Genomic DNA, 18,462 nt, shown 5'->3' with positions numbered 1-18,462 from the left:
ACCGAGATCGAGACCTTCGGATTCGCCCTGATGTGCTCGAGACGCTTCCGAGACGCATCGAAATTGAGCACGACCTTCCCGTCTTCCCACAAATACCACGTGGGTGCGGTGATCGGCGTCCCATCGGCACGAACCACCGCCATGACCGCAGGATTGGCCTTCTTCAACAATTCAACAGCGGCATCGGGCAACGGAGGCTTGGGCATACGACAACTCTACGACTCAACCCCCGCTGCGGTCCTGCTTCCGCCCACACCGCCCCCGAAGTCCACTCGATGTGACATTGACTGCCGAAAAGGCCACTGAATGTCACATCGAGTGCACTGGGGGCTGCGGCTGCACTCGGGAATTGGTGCAGCGCGGGTGGATGTGCGACTACAGGTTGGGGAGTTTGACTACCTGTCCGGCGTAGGAGAGTCCGGCACCGAAGGCGAGTAGCAGTGCTGTATCTCCTGCTTTTGCTTTGCCGGTGCGCAGGAGTTCTTCCATGGCCAGGGGGATCGAGGCTGCCGAGGTGTTGCCGGTTTCGGCGATGTCGTTGGCGACCGGGGTGCCGTCGGCGAGGTTCAGGCTTTTGGCCAGCAGTTCGGTGATGCGGCTGTTGGCCTGGTGGGGGATGAAGGCGTGCAGTTCGTCGGTCTTGATGCCGGCGACGTCGAGGACTCGCTGCGCGGCCTTGCCCATTTCGAATGCGGCCCAGCGGAAGACGGAAATGCCGTTCATCCGAATCCAGGGCCGCTCGAGGCCCTCTTCGGTGATGTAGTCGTACCAGTCGGTTGTCTGGACGATGGCGTCGGATTGCGAGCCGTCGGAGCCCCAGACGGCGGGCCCGATCTCGGTTTCGTCGCTCTGTCCGACGACCACGGCACCGGCGCCGTCGGCGAAGATGAAGCGGGTGGTGCGGTCGTACGGGTCGGTGGTGACGCTGAGCTGTTCAGCACCGATGACGAGCACGTACTTGGAGGTTCCGGCCTTGACCAGGTCCGATGCGACGGCGAGGGAGTAGCAGAAGCCTGCGCAGCCGGCGCAGATGTCGAATGCGGCCGGCCCCTTGGTGCCGAGTCCGTGCGCTACTTTCGCCGCTGCTTGGGGTGTCAGTTCGAGATGCGTCGAGGTGGCGACGATGACGGTGTCGACCTGGTCGGCCGTGATTCCGCTGGCCTCGAGAGCCTTGCGGCCTGCCGCGATGGACATCTCGACGACGTTTTCCTTGGGTTCGGCGAAGCGCCGGTTCTTGATTCCCGAACGCGTCTGGATCCACTCGTCGCTCGAGTCGATGAATTCGCAGATCTCGTCGTTGGTCACGACTCGCTCGGGGCGGTGAACGCCGAGTCCGAGTAGTTTCGACTGTCGTCCCTGCGTCGTGCTGATCGCACCCATCTTCAATTTCCTCTCGTGCTACCGCGCCATCGCCGAGCTTCGGCTCGGGTCTTGGGCTGCGGGCTCGGTGACACACGTTACGTGCGTCGCCGCGAGGGGTTCACACCAGTTCGGTGATGAGGGCCGCGACCTCGGCGGGCTTGTCGATCATGGCGTGGTGGTGGGCGGGCATGACGACGGTGAAGTCGGCACGCAGATACGCGGCGAGCTTGCGTTGAGTTCTGATCCATCTCTTGCCCCACGGAGAGGGTCGTCCGGTGTGTGCGGCCGCAACGATGACGGGCACGACGAGTCGGAACTGCTTGCGAATGCGGTTCAGCTCGACGGCGAGATCCGGGTAGACGACGTCTTCGGTCAGCGCGGCGGCGAGGTAGGTGGGTCGGCGATAGATGTCGTCGACCCAGTCGAATGTCTCCTGCGGCGTGCCGTCGGGCGGCGTCGCCTGATTGAGGACGCGGCGCACGCGCGGTCCGAACAGCTTCTGCACGCCGGTTTTGCTGAGCACGGTTGCGATCAGGTGTGCGGTCTGGATGCGCACGGTCGGCGGGATGAAGCGGCGGGGGTCGGATTCTGCGCTGGAATCGAGCAACAGAATCCCGCGGATGCGCGACGGGTACAACCGGGCGACGGCTTCTGCGTAGAAGCCGGCAATCGAATGACCTGCGACGACGGCCGGCTCGGTGAGTCCGAGTGCGTCGAGGACGCCGACGATCCTGTCCGCCTCCCCGCGGACGGTGGGGGTGGCTCCGGCCGGAAGTGGATCGCTGAGTCCGAACCCGGGGCGGTCGAGAACGACCACGTGATGGTGTGCGCTCAGGATGTCGACGGTGTCGTTCCAGTCGAACCAATTGCTGCCGAGGCCTCCGCAGAGGACGACCGTGGGGCCCGTTCCGCGGACGAACAGATGTAGACGTTGTCCGTCCACCTCGACGTACTGACCGGGAGGATGTTTCACGGGAAACAACGCGCTGCGTTCGACTCGATCCCCGCTGTCCATGTCTGGTTCTCCACGATGCTTTGCCGACCTGTCGTCTGTTTCACGCTCCAGTTTCCATCATCTTGCCGGTTTTGCACACCTGCCCTCGCGGACCGGTCGCGCAGGAAGGTCATTGACGTGGCTTGGCCAGCGGAAATGCGAGCGTCTCGCGAATACTGCCACCGGTGATGAGCATGACGACCCGGTCGACGCCCATGCCCAGACCACCGGTCGGCGGCATTCCGTGCTCTAGTGCCTGCAGGAAGTCCTCGTCCAAGCTCATGGCCTCCTCGTCGCCGCCGGCCGCCAGCAGCGACTGTTCGGTCAGGCGCTGCCGTTGATCGACCGGATCGGTCAGTTCGCTGTACGCGGTCCCCAACTCGACACCCCACGCCACGAGATCCCACTTCTCCGCCACTCCAGGGATACTTCGATGCGGCCTCGTCAACGGCGACATCGACGTCGGGAAGTCCTTGTAGAAGGTGGGGAATTCGGTGTAGTCCTCGACGAGATGCTCGTACATTCCCTGTGCGACGGCTCCTGCATCCCAGGTCTTCTCGTACGGAATGTCGTTCTCGTCGCACAGACGCTGCAGTTCGTCGAGGGGAGTCGACGGTTCGACGGCAACGCCCAACTTCTCCGCGACGGCACCGTGCAGCGTCTTGACGGGCCACTCACCGGAGATGTCGATCTCGATCATCTCCCCGTTCGGACCGTCCGGGCGCAGGACGATCTCACGTCCGTGCGCCGCGACGGCAGCCCGCTGAATCAGCTCACGGCACAGCACCATTGCGCGTTCGTAGTCGCTGTGAGCCTCGTACGCTTCGAGGATCGTGAACTCGGGATTGTGTTTGAAGTCCGCTCCTTCGTTGCGGAACACCCGCCCTATCTCGAACACCTTCTCCATGCCTCCGACGCACAGGCGCTTGAGATACAGCTCCGGGGCGATGCGCAGGTAGAGATCGAGGTTGTAGGCATTGATGTGGGTGACGAACGGCGCGGCGTTCGCGCCACCGTGCACCTGCTGCAGAATCGGGGTCTCGACTTCCATGTACCCGCGCTCTCCGAGCGAATCACGCAGGGATTTCACCACATTCGAGCGCGCGATCAGCAGAGCACGAGCATCCCGATTGATCGCCAGGTCCACATACCGTTGCCGCACCCGCGCTTCCGGGTCGGTGAGACCGCGATATTTGTCCGGCAGCGGATGCAGGCACTTGGCGTTCATTCGCCAGTCGGTCGCGAGCAGCGAGAGCTCGCCACGCCTGCTGTACCCGATGGCGCCGCTGACCTCGATGAGGTCACCCAGGTCGAAGTCGGCATCGAATTCTTCGATTCTGTCGCCGACGCGTTCGCGGTCGAACAGCACCTGGATGTCGGCCGACCAGTCTCGGATGACGGCGAAGGACACGCTGCCGTAGTCACGGATACGCAGAATGCGTCCGGCGATTCGCACCGTCGTGCCCTGCGGCGACGCCACTGCCGCCTCGACGGTGTGGGTCGGGGGATAGGCGACGGGATAGCCCTCGGTGCCCTCGCGTTCGAGGCGATCGAGCTTCGACATGCGCACGCGAACCTGGTCGGGACGCTTGCGGCCCGGCGTCGGCTCGTCCGGAACGCTGTCGGGTCCACTGCCGTCGGGATGAATGTCGTCGGCGTCGGCCAGAGCGGCGGGGACCGCAACGTGGGAACCGGTGTGCTTCGAGGCGCGTCGGAAGGTCGGGAGAGTCAGAAAGCCTTCGGCGATGGCCGACGCTACGCCGACCTTGGGCAACACCCGATTGTCGGCGAAGCACAGATAGCGCGGCTCCCATTCCGGCAGATACTTCACGTTCGAGCGATACAGCGCCTCGAGCTGCCACCACCGGGAGAAGAACACCAGCACGCTGCGCCAGATGCGCAGCACCGGTCCGGCACCGATCCGGCTGCCCTCCTCGAACGCCGCGCGGAACACCGCGAAGTTCAGCGAGATCTTGCCGACACCGAAATGATCTGCGCTGGTGGCGAGCTCGGTTACCATCAACTCGATCACCCCGTTGGGCGACGCCGGATCCCGCCGCATCAGATCCAGCGACGCACCGGTACGTCCCCACGGCACCAGCGAGAGAACGCCGATCACCTTCTCACCCTGAACCGCCTGCACCAGAAGACAATCGTCGTCGAGAGGGTCACCCAGCCGGCCCAACGCCATAGAAAAACCGCGCTCGGTCTCGGTATCGCGCCACGCATCCGCGCAGGCAATGATCTCCGACATCTCCTCCGACGAAATATCCCGATGACGACGCACGGTGACCACGACACCCGCTTTGCGAGCCCGGTTGACCGCCTGACGCACGGGGCGCATCTCGCGTCCATTGAGGTTGAAATCTTTGGTTTTGAGGATTGCTTCGTCGCCGAGTTCGAGGACGCTCAGGCCGGCCCGCTTGTATGCGGTGGCCCCGATCTCGCTGGCCCCCATGACAGCTGGGGTCCAGCCGTACTTCTCGGCCAGGTCCAGCCATTCCGAGATGGCATGCGGCCAGGCCTCGGGATTGCCGATCGGGTCACCACTGGCCAGACACACCCCGACCTCGACGCGATACGTCACTGCAGCCTTGCCGCTGGTGGCGAAGATGACGCCCTTGTCGCGGCGGGTGGCGAAGTAGCCGAGGGAATCGTCGGAGCCCCACTTGTCGAGCAGACCTCGCAGGGCGGACTCGTCGCGACCGGTGAGCGCATTGCTCGACCGCTGCGACCTGAACAACGTGACGATCGCCCCCAGCAACGCCAACGCTCCGAACAACCCCAACGCCGTGTTCACGATTCCGTTCGGCCTGCCGTCGAACTGCTCGTTGTCCACCGTCGCCAACGCCGTCACACGATTGAACGCCCACAGGAACGTCTGACTCTCCGGCAACGACCCGGGGAACAACGCAACCAGCGCCCAGCCGATGAGCGTCCCGACGGCCGCTCCGAGGACGAGCACCCCGAGCGCCTTCCACAACGCACCGCGACGCACCCGCGTGTAGAACTCCTTGCGCGCAGCGATCAACACCCCCGTCACGACGACATGGACAGCCAGCGCAACCCACGAGTTGACGTTCCCGTCCTGGATGCCCTCGACGACATTGGTGATCGCCAACAACACCAGATAGACCGTCAGCAACCACCACGCAATGCGCTTACGACTCGCCAACGCTGCAGCCAACAACCCGACGACCAGTGCCCACGACAAACTCGTATCGGGCGCATCGAAGTAGTAGTTGTCCACGTACTCGCGAGGAACATGAACCAGATAACGAAGAGTGGGCGACAGACTCCACAGAAACAACAACACCGCGAACACGCCGAGCACCAGCCCGGCGATATGCGGAACCTCACTCAACCGACCGCGCGCGGGTGGCACGAACGACCGCGGAACCATGGACCCGGACCGCTCCGAGGAAATCGCTGTCGCCGTCATATCTCACTCCCGAAGTCAGAATGCACTTGTGCAAAGTAGACGGTATCCCCGCCAACGCGAGTCAGGTGTCCATTGCCCGCACCCCCGCTCACTCAATGTGACCTTCAGTGGCCTTTTCGCCAGTCAATGGCACATCGAGTGGACCCCGGGTCGAGTGCGGGCAGCGGCTTGCCGAGTGCATTCGATCGCGGTGGGGCACTCCTGGGCGGAGGTTGTCCACAGGGCACCAGTTATCCACAGGGCAATGTGTTCCCCATCGTCGGGTCGGATTCGGGGTGCCTGGATTGTGCATCATCAAGGGCATGAAGCGGGGTGGAGCACGAATCGATGCGAAGGTGATTGCGGCTGCGTCCGATCGCGGTTTCATGAGGACAGCGCATCTCCTCGAGCTCGGGGTGGCGTCGAAGACAATTGTTCGACGCACCCAGCCGGACGGCAGCTGGTCACGGGCACTACCTGGGTTGGTGTTCTTGAAGAATCGCTCGCTGACGCCGATGGAGCGCGCCACCGCGGTGGCAATCTACTGCGGCAAAGATGCTGTCATCAGCGGTCGGGCAGGGTTGGCGTTGCATGGATTGGGCACGTCGGGCTCGTTGGAAGAGACTTTCGCCCTGATTCCCGAGCCGCAACATCGGAAGTCCGTGAGTTTCGCTGTGGTGGAGCGAACGTGGCGAATGCCGACGGCGGAGTTGAAGTCGGGACTCCGCGTTGCGCCGATCGTTCGGTGCTTGTGCGATGCGGTTCGGCGAATGAAGAATTCCGACCAGTGCATGGCGCTGATTGCCAACGTCGTGCAGCGAGGCGCGGCCACCGTGGATGCGATCATGAAGGAGCTAGACGCCGGTAGTACACGAGGAACGGCGATGCCACGACGGGTGTTGCGGGAGTTGGCAGCCGGCGCGCATTCCGTTGCCGAAGCCCAGGCCCAGAAGCTGTACGCGCGCAGTGGACTTCCGCCGATGCAGCACAACGTGGTCGTCCACGACGAGCGGGGAAAGTTTCTGTTGATCGCCGATAATTGGCTCGACGACGTGGCATTGGATTGGGAGATCGATTCGCTGGAGCACCACCTCTCGCCTGCGGCACACAAGGCGAAGGTGGCGCGTCGTGAACGAGCGCAGAATGCCGGCCTCATCGTGGTGACACATCTGCCGAGTGATATTCGGGATGATCCGGAACGCGTATTGGCCGACCTTCGGGCGCGCTACGAGCAGGCCAAGGCTCGACCGCGACCGAACGTCACGGTCCGACCGCGAGCGGATCAGGCTTACCGCCGGTCGGGCTGATACACCCAGACCATGTGCTCGCCGGTCTCGGACGCAGCGGTGATCGGTTGATCCTCGATTCTGTCCAGAACGAAGCCAAGCCGTCTGGGTACGGCCTGACTTCTGAGATTCGCTGCATCACAATGAATTTCAACTCGGATGATTCCGTCCAGCCTCAAAGCCTCCCGCATGAGCGCCGCGACGGCCTCGCTGATCACCCCACGTCCCTCGGCCCGGGAGTCGAGCCAGTAGCCCAATTCGATTCCGTGCGGGCCGATTCGGCGATGCATCCCGATCTTGCCCAAAAATGCGCCGCCTTCGAGGTCGAAGATTCCGTAGTCGAACATCTTCCCGGCATCCCACTGCTCGACGGCGTCGGCGATACGAGCGAGTTGCGCCGACGTTCGTGCAGCTTCTTCGGTCGCCCACCCCATCCAGGGCGAAAGGTGAACGAGATTGCGGCCGATCACGTCGCCAACAGCACCGGCATCGTCGGACTCCTCGCGACGAATGACGAGGCGATCGGTCACAATCCGTTCGGAAGGCGCGTCGTGCATGGTCAGCAGTGTGTCAACAATGCATCCAACTGGCCATCGAATTTCATTGCACTGTCACCCGCCCGCAGTCCACTCGATGTGCCATTGACGGGCGAAAAGGCCACCGAATGTCACATTGAGTGGTCAAAGGGGGCAGGGGCAAGGGCGGGGTCAGGAAGCCGACCAGGATCGCCAGGACAGTTTGTCGATGATGATGACTGGACCCTCGGGTCTGTTGTTTTTGTATTGACTGTATTTCGCGACCAGGGCGTCGGTGGCCGATGTGCTTTCGGCGCTGGAGGTTTCGGCGATGTGGGCGCTTCCGTCGGCGCGGATCCACCAGAGTTGGGACCAGTCGTCGGTGTAGTGGTCGACGATGAGGCTGACGGCGGGGTCGGCGCGGATGTTGTCGAGGCGCTGGAGTTTTCGGGTTGTTTTGGGTTTCCAGTCGATGGCGGTGTAGATGCGGTCGCCGGTGGGGGCGACGGCGAAGACGATCGGTACCAGGTGTGGTGTGCCGTCGGGGTTGATGGTGGAGAGTTGGGCTCGGGGTGCGTCGGTGAAGCGTTGGACTTCGTTGTCGATCTTCACGTTCGGTTCCTCGGGTTATGCGGATTCGCTGTGGGTGCTGTGTCGGGTGATGAATTGTTCGAGTGCCGCAACGGGCATGGGGCGTCCGAGTAGGTGTCCTTGGCCGAAGGTTACGCCCATGTCGGTGCAGACCTGGAGTTGTTCCGGTGTCTCGATTCCCTCGATGACGGTGTCTTTGCCGAGGGTGGTGGTGACGTCGACGAGGGCTGTGCAGAGTGTGGTCATGGCGCGGCGTCGGTGCAGGTTGTCGCTGTCGAGGTGTTGGGTCAGCGATTTGTCGATCTTGAGGGTGTCGACGGGGAGGGTGGCGAGTCGTTCGAGGGAGGAGAAGCCGGAGCCGAAGTCGTCGATGGCGATGAGGACGCCGTGGCGTTGGACGTCGCGCAGTTGATAGTGGACGGCGTCGAGGTCGTGCAGTGTCTGTGATTCGGAGAGTTCGAGGGCGAGCCGGCCGGGTTGGATGCCGTAGGTGTCGACGATGTCGATGACGTCGGTGGCGAGGCTTCCGGTGGCGAAGTGGGCTGGGCTGATGTTGACGCCCACTTGGAGGTGGATGTTGCGGGTCTGCCAGTCGGCGATGGTGTGCGCGACCTCGGCGAGAATCCACATGCTCAGTGGGACGATGAGGTCGGCGTCCTCGGCGAGGGGGATGAAGGTGTCGGGCATCAGTAGGCCGAGTTCGGGGTGGTTCCATCGGATGAGTGCTTCGGCCCCGACGACCGTTCCTGTCGTGAGCTCGACGATGGGTTGGTAGACCATCGTCAGTTCGCGCTCGACCATGGCGATGCCGCGCAGTCGTTCGATGAGTTCGAGTCGGGTGCGGTTGGTGTGATGCAGCTCGTCGGTGAAGACGTGGTGTTCGTTGCGTCCGACGGCCTTGGCGGCATGCATTGCTGCGGCGGCGTTGTGAACCAGTTGGGTGGCGCTGATGTCGGTGTCGGTGCTGGAGGCGACTCCGACGCTGGCTGTGAGGGTGAGTTGGCGGTCGCCGAGCTCGAAGGCGGGCTCGAAGATGCTCGCGAAACCGGCCGCCAGGGCGCGCGCGGCTATGGAGTGGGAGCCTCGGGCGATGACGACGAATTCGTCGCCGGTGAGTCGGCCGATGGTGTCGCCGGGGCGGGTGGAGGCAAGGAGGCGATCGGCGATCATGCACAGCAGGTCGTCGCCCTGCGCGGGGCCGAGGGCGTCGTTGAATTCTCGGAATCCGTCGATGTCGACCAGCAGGACACTGAACTGGCGACCCGGGGTGCGTCCGTCGAGCTCGGCGGTGATGAGGGCAAGAATCTCGTCGCGGTTAGGGAGTCCGGTCAACGCGTCGCGCTGGGCCGCAGTTCCGGATGCGGTTCCGGACACAGCGGCGACATGACGGGGCGGCGCGTCGTGCTCTCGGCTCATTGTTCCCCCTCATGGCCGGATAGCCACGAGCGATACTAGCCCACGAGTCTGGTTCAGCGCCATAAACAGGGAACATCCCCTTTTATGGAGCTATTAGATCATGCTCTCCTTGGTTTGTCGGCCATTTGCGCGTCCTGTCGACAATCGTCTTTCGATGCTCCAGATCGCATCGTCCACGGTGTCGCTGAGTCCGAGAACCCACCGGGCCGCCGACCGACCCTGATCGAACAGCGACTGCGCGACGGTGGTCAATCCGGCGTCGGCTGCGGCGGGGGAGTCGTCCCATCCGGTGACGGCCAATTGCTCCGGAACGTCGATTCCGGATGCGGCCGCGGCGTCGAGCACTCCGAGGGCAAGTTCGTCGCTCATCACGAGCAACGTGTCGATGGCATTGTCCTGCAACAACAGTCGCGCAGCTCGGTCGCCTTCTGCGCGGGCGTTGTCGGTGGTGAACAGTGTCGGAACCGTCGACCAGTCGAGTCCGAATTGCACACAGGCGTCCCGATAGCCTTCGAGACGTGCTCGGGTCACCGGCATCGAGATGTCCGACGCGTCCGCGCCACGCACGATCGTCGATTCGCGTCGGGTATCGGGCCGGAGAGCGACGATGGCAGGGCGAGATCGGCTGTTCAACGCGACGGTGGCAATGGTTTCGGCTGCCGCTCGGTCGTCGATGGTGATCCAGTTCAGGCCGGGATGGTCGGGCCCGCCCTGGATGCACGTCGGCCTGCCGGTGTCGACGAGCACGTCGAGCAGGGGGTCGTTCGTCTCGGGGGTCCACACGACGTACCCGTCGACCTGTGCGTCTCGGATGCGTGAGTTGTCGGTGTCGCGGTGCAGGTTCGGCAGCATGACCAGCGCGGTGTCGGCGTCCAGACATGCTTCGGCGATACCGGACAGAAAACGTCGAGCCTGGGGATCCTCGAATGCATAGGTGAGCTTCTCGCCGAGGACGACGCCGATGCTGTTGTGCCTGCCACTGCGTAGCGACCGGGCCGTGCGGTTGGGGCCGGCGTATCCGAGGGTGGCGGCTGCCTCGTACACCCGATCGCGTGTGGCCGCCGATACCCGGCTCGGTCGGTTGTAGGTGTACGAGACGCTCATGGTGGACACGCCCGCGGACGCTGCGACGTCAGCCATGGTCACCCGAGTGTTCACCGGCCCACTGTAGCGCGCTGTAACGACTGTGTGTAACGATACACAGCATGTCGTCGCCGCTACCGAAACTGCTGGTGCTCGCCGCAGCCGCATTCATCTACGTCACTGCGGAAACACTGCCCGTGGGGTTGCTCCCCGAGATTTCCGGCGACCTCGGTGTCGGCGAATCCGCCGTGGGTCTCCTGCTGACCTTCTATGCGTACGGCGTTGCGGTGATGACGATGCCGTTGATCCGGTTCGTGCGCGAGTGGCCCCGACGGCGTCTCGTCGTCATCACTGTTGCCGCACTGGCACTCTCGCAACTCCTCTCGGCAGTATCGGTCGGATATCCGATGCTGGTGATCTCCCGAATGCTCTGCGCGGCAACGCACGGCGTCTTCTGGGCTGTCGTCGCGCCGGTCGCGGCCTCGCTTGCGCTACCGGGTAAGCAGGGCAAAGCCATCGCCACGGTGTACGCCGGTACCTCGCTGGCACTGGTTGCCGGCAACCCGCTCACTGCTGCCCTCGGCCAGTGGTTCGGATGGCGCGCGGCCGCAACGATTCTCGGTGGGGTCGCCGCAGCAATCGCGGTTGCGCTGTACTTCGTCCTCCCGGCACTACCGGTCACCCGGGCGGCTTCGGAGACGAAAAAGACACCGCGGGTGCTCGACGGCACCCTGGCCGTTCTGTGCGGAGTGACGTTTCTGGCCGTCCTCGGTCATTTCGCCGCGTACACCTACTTCTCGGTGATCGTCGACCGTGCCATCGGGTCGGCCGGCACCACTCTGACTCTGATGTTGATGTTGTACGGACTGTTCGGAGTGATCGGAATCTGGGTGATCGGCAGAACCTACGACCGATGGCCTCGGTACTCGACCATCGCCGCCCTGGGCGCAGTGACCGCTGCGATTGCAGTTCTCTGGTGCGCCCTGATCGGAGCGCCGGGCAGCTTGGCCGTGTTCGCCGTCGGCGCGATCGCCTTGTGGGGACTGGCCTTCACCACCCTCCCGGTGTGCATCCAATCGGCAGTGGTCAGAGCGGCGCCGGCCGATGCGGACAAGGCGTCGGCGATCTATGTCGTTGCCTTCCAGTTGGCGATCGCCACGGGAGCCCTGGTGGGCGGCGTGGTGATCGACCTCAGCGGCATCGTGGCCGTCACGGCTGCTGCGACGGTGCTCGTCGCCGCCGCGATGATCGTAGTCGTGTTGGCACGCACCACCTTTCCGCGCAGCTACGCCCAGGAGCCGGTGGGCGCAGCGACACGCTGACCGTCGAGGTCCCCCGCACGATAGGGTCAGCATGCGACGAACGAGGGAATCCGGTGCAATTCCGGAGCTGGCGCGCAACGGTGACGGGTGAGAGCTCGAAGTCCGAATGCTCGGACGTCGTGATTCACCTCCATCCGCGGCTCCGCGACACGAGCCCTCAGCAGGAAGCTCTTCACGATGCGCACCACTCTCGCCGTCCTAGGCGCTGTCTCGATCCTCGTTCTCGCCGGTTGTTCGTCTACTGCGACAACCGACGCGGCCACCCCGACCACCGGAAACTATCCGCTGACGATCGACAATTGCGGCCGCGACGTCGTCGTCGACGCCCCGCCTCAGCGTGCGGTGTCGTTGAACCAGGGTTCGACCGAAATTCTTCTTTCGCTCGGCCTCGCCGACCGGATGGTCGGCACCGCCACCTGGACCGACCCCGTCCGCGCAAACCTCGAATCCGAGAACGCGAAGGTGCCCAGGTTGGCGGACAACAAACCCTCGCTCGAGGTGGTGCTCGACGCCGAGCCCGACTTCGTGTCCGCGTCGTTCGGCGGCACTCTCGGGCCCGGAGGAGTAGCCGACAGGGACCAGTTCGAGCAGCTCGGTGTGCCGAGCTACCTCTCTCCCACCGACTGCAACGGCAAGACCGACGACAGTGTCAACTCCGACGGCGCGCGTACGACGCCGCTCGAGATCGAGACCGTCTACCAGGAGATTCGCGACCTCGCAGCCATCTTCGACGTGCGTGATCGCGGCGAACGCTTGGTCGGCGAGCTGCAGGATCGCTTCGCGAAAGCATCAGGAGCCGTCGACGCCTCGGGTGTGACTTTGGCGTACTGGTTCGCCGACACCGATACCCCGTACATGGCCGGATGCTGTGGGTCGTCGGGAATCATCACCGGATCCGTCGGTGCCCAGAACATCTACGCCGACACCACCGACGAATGGCCACAGGTCAATTGGGAGAGTGTCCTCGATCGCGATCCCACCGCGCTCGTTCTCGCCGACCTGAGCCGGCGGAGCATCGCCGGTGATGCTCTCGACAGCAAGATCGCCTTCCTGGAATCGAATTCCGTCACCAGTCGGCTCACCGCCGTCGAGGACAAGCGGTACATCGTCGTCAACGGTGCCGACCTCAACCCATCGATCCGCACGATCGACGGGGTCGAGAAAGTTGCAGCGGCTCTGCAGAACTGGGGCCTGACCACCCCATGAGCCGGACAGATCGCGGATTGCTGATCCCGCTTCTGCTCGGTGGCCTCGTGGTGTTGGTGCTCTCGATCGGCGTGGCCGTGACGATCGGTCCCGCCAGTGTGTCGGTATCCGATGTGTATCGAGTGATACTGGGGCACATCGGGATCGGCACGGCCGGAGTGAGCCGCATCGAGGACGGTATCGTCTGGCAGTTGAGGTTGCCCCGAACATTGCTCGCGGCCATCTGCGGCGCAGGCCTCGCGCTGTGCGGTGCCATCATGCAATCGCTGTTGCGCAACCCGTTGGCCGACCCGTTCGTATTGGGTATCTCGTCGGGCGCGTCCACCGGTGCCGTCGTCGTCGCAGTGCTCGGCGTAGGCGGCGGCGCACTGTCGCTGTCCACCGGGGCGTTCGCCGGAGCGCTGTTGTCTTTCGTCCTGGTGATGCTGCTCGCCGCAGGTGCGGGTGGAGGCAACGACCGCGTCGTACTCGCGGGAGTGGCCGGTACACAACTGTTCTCGGCTCTGACGTCGTTCATCGTCATATCCTCGGCCGATGCCGAACAAACGCGGGGAGTGCTGTTCTGGCTGCTCGGCTCGCTGAGCGGTGCCGACTGGACAGACGTGGCATTGTGCGGCGGTGTGGCACTGTTGGGAATGGTGGTGTGCCTGTTCAACACCTCTGCCCTCGATGCCTTCACTTTCGGGCACGACGCGGCCGCATCGCTCGGCGTTCCGGTGAGATATGTCCGAATTCTGTTGCTGGTCATCACCGCACTGATCACGGCCGCCCTCGTCAGTGCCGCCGGAGCCATCGGATTCGTAGGACTGGTGCTCCCGCATGCCGCCCGCTTCCTCGTCGGCGCGCGCCACCGAAGACTGCTCCCGACGACGGTGGTGATCGGCGCAATCTTCATGGTCTGGGTCGACACGATCGCCCGAACGGTGTTCGCGCCACAGGAAATTCCCGTCGGAGTGGTCACCGCACTCATCGGCGTCCCGGCCTTCGCGCTCATTCTCTTTCGGCTACGGAGGTCCCGATGACACTGCACGCCAAAGACCTTCGGTGGACCCGTGGTGGGCATCCGATTCTCGACGGGATCAGCTTCGCGCCGGAACCCGGCGAGACCATCGGTCTGATCGGCCCCAACGGCTCGGGCAAATCCTCACTGCTGCGCATTCTCGCCGGCATCGTCGCCCCCGACAGCGGCGACGTGCTGCTCGACGGAGACAACCTCCGAACACTGCGTCGACGACGCATCGCCAGACGCGTGGCAATGGTCGACCAACACTCCGACACCGACGTCGACATCAGCGTCCGCGACGTCGTCCGCTTAGGCCGCATCCCACATCACGGCATCCTCGGCGGCGACGCATCCGACGACGACGCCGCCATCGCACGAGCACTCACCGACACCGCCATGGCATCGAAAGCCACCCGACGATGGCACACCCTCTCCGGCGGCGAACGCCAACGAGTCCAGATCGCCCGCGCACTCGCCCAACAACCCACCGAACTACTGCTCGACGAGCCGACCAATCACCTCGACATCCAACACCAACTCGACATCCTCACCCTCGTCGCAGGCCTACCCCTGAGCAGCTACATCGCCCTCCACGACCTCAACCTCGCCGCCATGTTCTGCAACCGCATCATCGTCCTGAACAACGGCACCATCGTGGCATCGGGAACCCCGAACGAAGTGATCACCGAACACCTGGTGCGCACGGTATACAACGTGCACGCCAGCGTCACGAATGCCGACAACTATCCACAAGTGACCTATCGCCGCCCCACCCCTTCTTCCCCTGGGGTCCACTCGATGTGACATTGACCCCCGAAAAGGCCACTGGATGTCACATTGAGTACCGGCGGAAGTGGTGCACCGAGCCGAATGCCGGGCAAATTTAGAGTTGCCGCAGTTTCTTCTCGAATGCGTCGAGGCGTGTGGTGTCCTCGAAGAAGTCTTCTTGCGAGATGATTTTTCCCCAGCTCGTGCGGACCAGCAGCACTGTGCGGTTGTTGTAGATCTGGGTGCCGTCGGCTGCGTGGGCCTGGTCGTCGAAGCGGGCGAGCAGGGTCATACGCCAGGGTGCGCCGCCGCTGTAGATTTCGGTGATCTGGCCTTTGATTCCGGCAGCGACGAAGTCCTGGAAGAATTTTTCGATGGCCGGGCGGCCGCGGTGTGTGCCCGACCAGCGGCTGTCACCATCGGCGAACTTCAGCACTGCGTCGCGATGGAAGGACGACAGCAGCGGGCGGTAGTTGCCGTTGTTCAGTGCTTCGATGTCTCGCTGCAGCTTGAGTGTCAGCGCTCGCATCAGCAGGAGCTTGAATGCGAAGGCCGTCGAGATGCCGGCCAGAAATCTCAGTTGCATGCCCATACGTTTGCCTACCGTTCACCGGCGTGTCAATCGAGATGGCGGTACGTTCGTTCGATGATTCACCACGTGCAAGTCGCTTGTCCGGCGGGCGGCGAAGACCGCGAGCGGGAGTTCTACTCTGGTGCTCTCGGCTGGCAAGAGATCGCGAAGCCGCCGCTGTTGGCGGTCCGCGGCGGCTGTTGGTTTTGCGTGCCGGGAGTGGGCGGCCCAGATGGCGAGGTACATGTCGGCATCGAGAACGACTTTCGCCCGGCGCTGAAGGCGCACCCGGCATTCGTCGTCGATGTCGATGCGACTGCTGCGGCGTTGACATCTGCCGGCTACCCAGTGAATTGGGCCGACCCTGAGGAGATCCCGGGCCGACGACGGTTCCATACCTGCGACGGCGTGGGCAATCGGATCGAATTCGTAGCCGCACAGTAATTCACAGACCTACCGAGATGGCTCCGGTCAGTATTGCGAAGCCGATATACATCAGCGACGCGGCCAGCACCCACAGGAATGCGAAGCGTTGGAAGTCGCCCAACGAGGCACGCACCAGGCCGAGCAGCACCCACAACGGTGCCGATGCGGGTCCGATCGAGTGGGCCATCTGGCCGATCACCGCAGCGCGAGCCATTTCCTCGGGTGGGATGGAATATTGCGCAGCCGATTCCGCGAGTACCGGCACGATCCCGAAGAAGTAGGCGTCGTTTGCCATGAAGAAGCTCAGCGGGATTCCGATCAGCGCGGCTGCGGCAGGGATCATGCCTTCGGAACCGTCCGGAATCAGTGAGATCAGCGCGTCGGCCATGGCGGTGGTCATACCGGTCTCGGTGAGGATGCCGGTGAATACGCCGGCACCGAGGACCAGTATGACGACGGGGACGGCGTTGGCAGCATGCGATCGGATCACGTCGCCCTGATCGGAGGGCTTGGGATGGTTGACGATCAGCACGATGATGAAACCGAGCATGAAGAGCACCAGTAGGTCTGCCACTCCCAACACCAGCAGCACCAGCAGGGTGACCGTGAGTGCTGCATTCACCCAGGTTCGCCAGGTTGCCTTCGTCAGGAGCGTTCCATCCGAGCCCTCCTTGTGCGCGCCGGAGGACACGTGCGCGGTGACTTCGGCGATGCGTTCCTGGGATATCTTCTTGCGTGCGCTGCGGCCCAACAGATATGCAAGCCCGACGATAGCCGCTGACATCAGTAGCATTGCCGGCAACATGTGCACGAAGTAGTCGGTGGCGTCGATCTGCAATACGCTGATCGCCCGGGTCGCAGCCCCACCCCACGGGGTGGTGCCGGATATGGTCCCGAGAGCCATCGTCGCGATCGTGGCGATCACCAGCGGATTGATTCCGAGTTTTCGATAGATCGGGAGAAACGCAGAGCAAATGATCATGTACGACGTCGTGCCGTCACCGTCGAGTGCGACGAGAAGTGCGAGAACTGCTGTGCCGACGCAGATTTTGACGGGATCTCCACCGGACAATCGGATGATTCCGCGTGAAATGGGGTCGAACAGTTTGGCATCCATCATGATTCCGAAGTACAGAACCGCAAACAGTAGAAGAATTGCGGTGGGAGCGACGGTTTCGATGCCCTCCACCACCATGTCCGGAAGTGCTGTCCCCTGTCCACTGATCAACAGGACCACGATGGGGATGGTGACGACGGCAACCAGGGCGGTCGCCCATTTCTTGATGACCACCAGCATGAAGGATGCAAGAGAGACGAATCCGAGAAGTGCCAACATGATTCAGCGCTCCGATTCGATGTGCTCGATCACCGCTTGCGTGAAACGCTGGGTGGTTGCGGACCCGTGCAAGTCCGCCGTGCGGGTCTCGGGACTGCCAACGGCGCTGTCGACGGCTCGATGAATGGATTGGCCTGCTGCGGTCAATCGTGCGTCGCCGCGGCGTTGTCCTATCCAGTTCAGAAGCATTGCGGCGGAGCCGATCAACGACGCCGGATTGGCAATGCCCTGGCCCGCAATGTCCGGAGCCGAGCCGTGTTGGGCTTGCGCGACGGCATGCGTGTCACCGACATTGAGTGATGCCGCCAGCCCCAAGCTGCCCGAGAGTTCGGTTGCCTCGTCGGACAGGATGTCCCCGAACATGTTGGTGGTGGCGATGACGTCGAAGGACTCCGGTCGACGGATGAGCAGCGCGGCGACTGCATCGACCAGGAGCTCTTCGTAGTCGACGTCGGGGAAGTGCTGTCGGACGGCCCTGGCCGCCTCGAGGAACAGTCCGTCGCTCAGCCTGAGGACGTTGGCTTTGTGCACCACAGTGACTTTCGATCGACGAGTCCGTGCCAGCTCGAACGCTCGACGCACGATGCGTTCGGAACCGTGACGAGTCACCTTTCGTATGGCAAGCGCCAGGTCCGCGGTGGGCATGAACTCACCGCCACCAGCAAACATGGTGCGGTCGGCGTAGAAACCTTCGGTGTTCTCCCGGGCGATCACCAGGTCGAAGCTCTTGCCGAGCGGATTCGGCAGGGCCGGGACGGTCCTGGCGGGACGAATGTTGGCGTAGAGATCCAACTTTCGCCTCAAAATTCCCGATGGGTTGACGCCACCCTCCGAAGTCGGTGGGTAGTCCAGGTGCGAGACAGGGCCGAGGATGACGCCGTCGGCTGCACGTGAGAGGTCGACGATGGCGTCGGGCATCGTTGTCCCCGATGCGTGAAGCGCGTCGAAACCGATGGTTCCGTCGGTGAAGCAGGCGGTGATCCCGTGTTGTCCGAGAGCTCTTTCGACAACCGAGGCCGTCGCCGCGCTGATTTCGGGACCGATGCCGTCGCCGGCGAGAACCACCAGTTCGACGGTGTTGTCAGGGTCGTGGGCTGGGTGTCCGGTAGTCACGATGTCTCCAGGTGTTCACGTCCGCACCGTTGCGGACTAGGCCACCGTT

At 63.5% G+C, this 18,462-nt stretch carries 17 protein-coding genes and 1 riboswitch; of the genes, 6 read left to right on the top strand and 11 right to left on the bottom strand.

Annotated elements, in window-relative coordinates:
- The 4 genes from A2J02_RS00765 to lysX form a co-directional block, all read right to left on the bottom strand.
- Positions 1–206, bottom strand: a 206-nt coding sequence (locus tag A2J02_RS00765; RefSeq protein WP_197477889.1) for a pyridoxamine 5'-phosphate oxidase family protein, incomplete at its 3' end; no start/stop codon positions are given.
- A gap of 169 nt (positions 207–375) precedes the next feature.
- Positions 376–1,380, bottom strand: coding sequence for a beta-ketoacyl-ACP synthase III (locus A2J02_RS00760; RefSeq protein ID WP_068045498.1), 1,005 nt, complete (start codon positions 1,378–1,380; stop codon positions 376–378).
- 100 nt (positions 1,381–1,480) lie between these two features.
- Positions 1,481–2,377: an alpha/beta fold hydrolase gene (locus A2J02_RS00755; RefSeq protein ID WP_197477888.1), complete on the bottom strand. Its 897-nt coding sequence runs from the start codon at positions 2,375–2,377 to the stop codon at positions 1,481–1,483.
- A 109-nt stretch (positions 2,378–2,486) separates the two neighbouring features.
- The gene (lysX, locus tag A2J02_RS00750; protein ID WP_231893658.1) at positions 2,487–5,759 is read right to left on the bottom strand and encodes a bifunctional lysylphosphatidylglycerol synthetase/lysine--tRNA ligase LysX; all 3,273 of its coding nucleotides are present in this window, start codon (positions 5,757–5,759) and stop codon (positions 2,487–2,489) included.
- Positions 5,760–6,100: 341 nt separating this feature from the next.
- Between lysX and A2J02_RS00745 the strand changes: the two genes are divergently transcribed.
- The gene (locus A2J02_RS00745; RefSeq protein ID WP_068045503.1) at positions 6,101–7,084 is read left to right on the top strand and encodes a hypothetical protein; all 984 of its coding nucleotides are present in this window, start codon (positions 6,101–6,103) and stop codon (positions 7,082–7,084) included.
- Here the strand turns inward: A2J02_RS00745 and A2J02_RS00740 are convergent.
- From A2J02_RS00740 to A2J02_RS00725, 4 genes are all read right to left on the bottom strand, one after another.
- Positions 7,066–7,620 carry a GNAT family N-acetyltransferase gene (locus A2J02_RS00740; protein ID WP_068045493.1) on the bottom strand — a complete coding sequence of 185 codons (555 nt, stop codon included), beginning with the start codon at positions 7,618–7,620 and terminating at the stop codon, positions 7,066–7,068. The genes A2J02_RS00745 and A2J02_RS00740 overlap by 19 nt on opposite strands.
- 150 nt (positions 7,621–7,770) lie before the next feature.
- Positions 7,771–8,190, bottom strand: a complete 420-nt coding sequence (locus tag A2J02_RS00735) for a TIGR03668 family PPOX class F420-dependent oxidoreductase (RefSeq protein WP_068045490.1) — start codon at positions 8,188–8,190, stop codon at positions 7,771–7,773.
- Between the two features lie 15 nt (positions 8,191–8,205).
- The gene (locus A2J02_RS00730; RefSeq protein ID WP_082898547.1) at positions 8,206–9,585 is read right to left on the bottom strand and encodes a putative bifunctional diguanylate cyclase/phosphodiesterase; all 1,380 of its coding nucleotides are present in this window, start codon (positions 9,583–9,585) and stop codon (positions 8,206–8,208) included.
- A gap of 93 nt (positions 9,586–9,678) precedes the next feature.
- The gene (locus A2J02_RS00725) at positions 9,679–10,743 is read right to left on the bottom strand and encodes a LacI family DNA-binding transcriptional regulator (RefSeq protein ID WP_231911391.1); all 1,065 of its coding nucleotides are present in this window, start codon (positions 10,741–10,743) and stop codon (positions 9,679–9,681) included.
- A 47-nt stretch (positions 10,744–10,790) separates the two neighbouring features.
- Between A2J02_RS00725 and A2J02_RS00720 the strand changes: the two genes are divergently transcribed.
- From A2J02_RS00720 to A2J02_RS00705, 4 genes are all read left to right on the top strand, one after another.
- Entirely contained in the window at positions 10,791–11,990 is a 1,200-nt protein-coding gene (locus A2J02_RS00720) for an MFS transporter (RefSeq protein WP_068045485.1), read from the top strand.
- Positions 11,991–12,033: 43 nt separating this feature from the next.
- Positions 12,034–12,148, top strand: a riboswitch (cobalamin riboswitch).
- 19 nt (positions 12,149–12,167) lie between these two features.
- Complete coding sequence (locus tag A2J02_RS00715; protein ID WP_068045481.1) at positions 12,168–13,196, top strand: ABC transporter substrate-binding protein; 1,029 nt, start codon at positions 12,168–12,170, stop codon at positions 13,194–13,196.
- The gene (locus A2J02_RS00710) at positions 13,193–14,218 is read left to right on the top strand and encodes a FecCD family ABC transporter permease (RefSeq protein WP_068045478.1); all 1,026 of its coding nucleotides are present in this window, start codon (positions 13,193–13,195) and stop codon (positions 14,216–14,218) included. Before A2J02_RS00715 ends, A2J02_RS00710 begins: the two co-directional genes overlap by 4 nt.
- Complete coding sequence (locus A2J02_RS00705) at positions 14,215–15,003, top strand: ABC transporter ATP-binding protein (protein ID WP_068045475.1); 789 nt, start codon at positions 14,215–14,217, stop codon at positions 15,001–15,003. Before A2J02_RS00710 ends, A2J02_RS00705 begins: the two co-directional genes overlap by 4 nt.
- 79 nt (positions 15,004–15,082) lie before the next feature.
- Here A2J02_RS00705 and A2J02_RS00700 read toward each other — a convergent pair whose 3' ends face one another.
- Positions 15,083–15,553: a nuclear transport factor 2 family protein gene (locus A2J02_RS00700; protein ID WP_143536544.1), complete on the bottom strand. Its 471-nt coding sequence runs from the start codon at positions 15,551–15,553 to the stop codon at positions 15,083–15,085.
- A gap of 60 nt (positions 15,554–15,613) precedes the next feature.
- On the opposite strand from A2J02_RS00700, the gene A2J02_RS00695 reads away from it, so the two are divergent.
- On the top strand, positions 15,614–15,982 hold the full coding sequence (locus A2J02_RS00695) for a glyoxalase (RefSeq protein WP_068045467.1): 369 nt from the start codon (positions 15,614–15,616) through the stop codon (positions 15,980–15,982).
- 1 nt (position 15,983) lies between these two features.
- Here the strand turns inward: A2J02_RS00695 and A2J02_RS00690 are convergent, their stop codons facing one another.
- Both A2J02_RS00690 and A2J02_RS00685 read right to left on the bottom strand, forming a co-directional pair.
- Positions 15,984–17,300 carry a CitMHS family transporter gene (locus A2J02_RS00690; protein WP_068045463.1) on the bottom strand — a complete coding sequence of 439 codons (1,317 nt, stop codon included), beginning with the start codon at positions 17,298–17,300 and terminating at the stop codon, positions 15,984–15,986.
- A 3-nt stretch (positions 17,301–17,303) separates the two neighbouring features.
- The gene (locus A2J02_RS00685) at positions 17,304–18,413 is read right to left on the bottom strand and encodes an isocitrate/isopropylmalate dehydrogenase family protein (protein WP_068045460.1); all 1,110 of its coding nucleotides are present in this window, start codon (positions 18,411–18,413) and stop codon (positions 17,304–17,306) included.
- Between the last annotated feature and the right edge of the window lie 49 nt (positions 18,414–18,462).

This window comes from Rhodococcus sp. EPR-147 (assembly GCF_001647185.1).
In the GTDB taxonomy this organism is placed as follows: Bacteria; Actinomycetota; Actinomycetes; order Mycobacteriales; family Mycobacteriaceae; genus Rhodococcoides.
The sequence above is the reverse complement of the archived record's forward strand: the minus strand, read 5'-3'. Positions and strand labels throughout refer to the sequence as shown.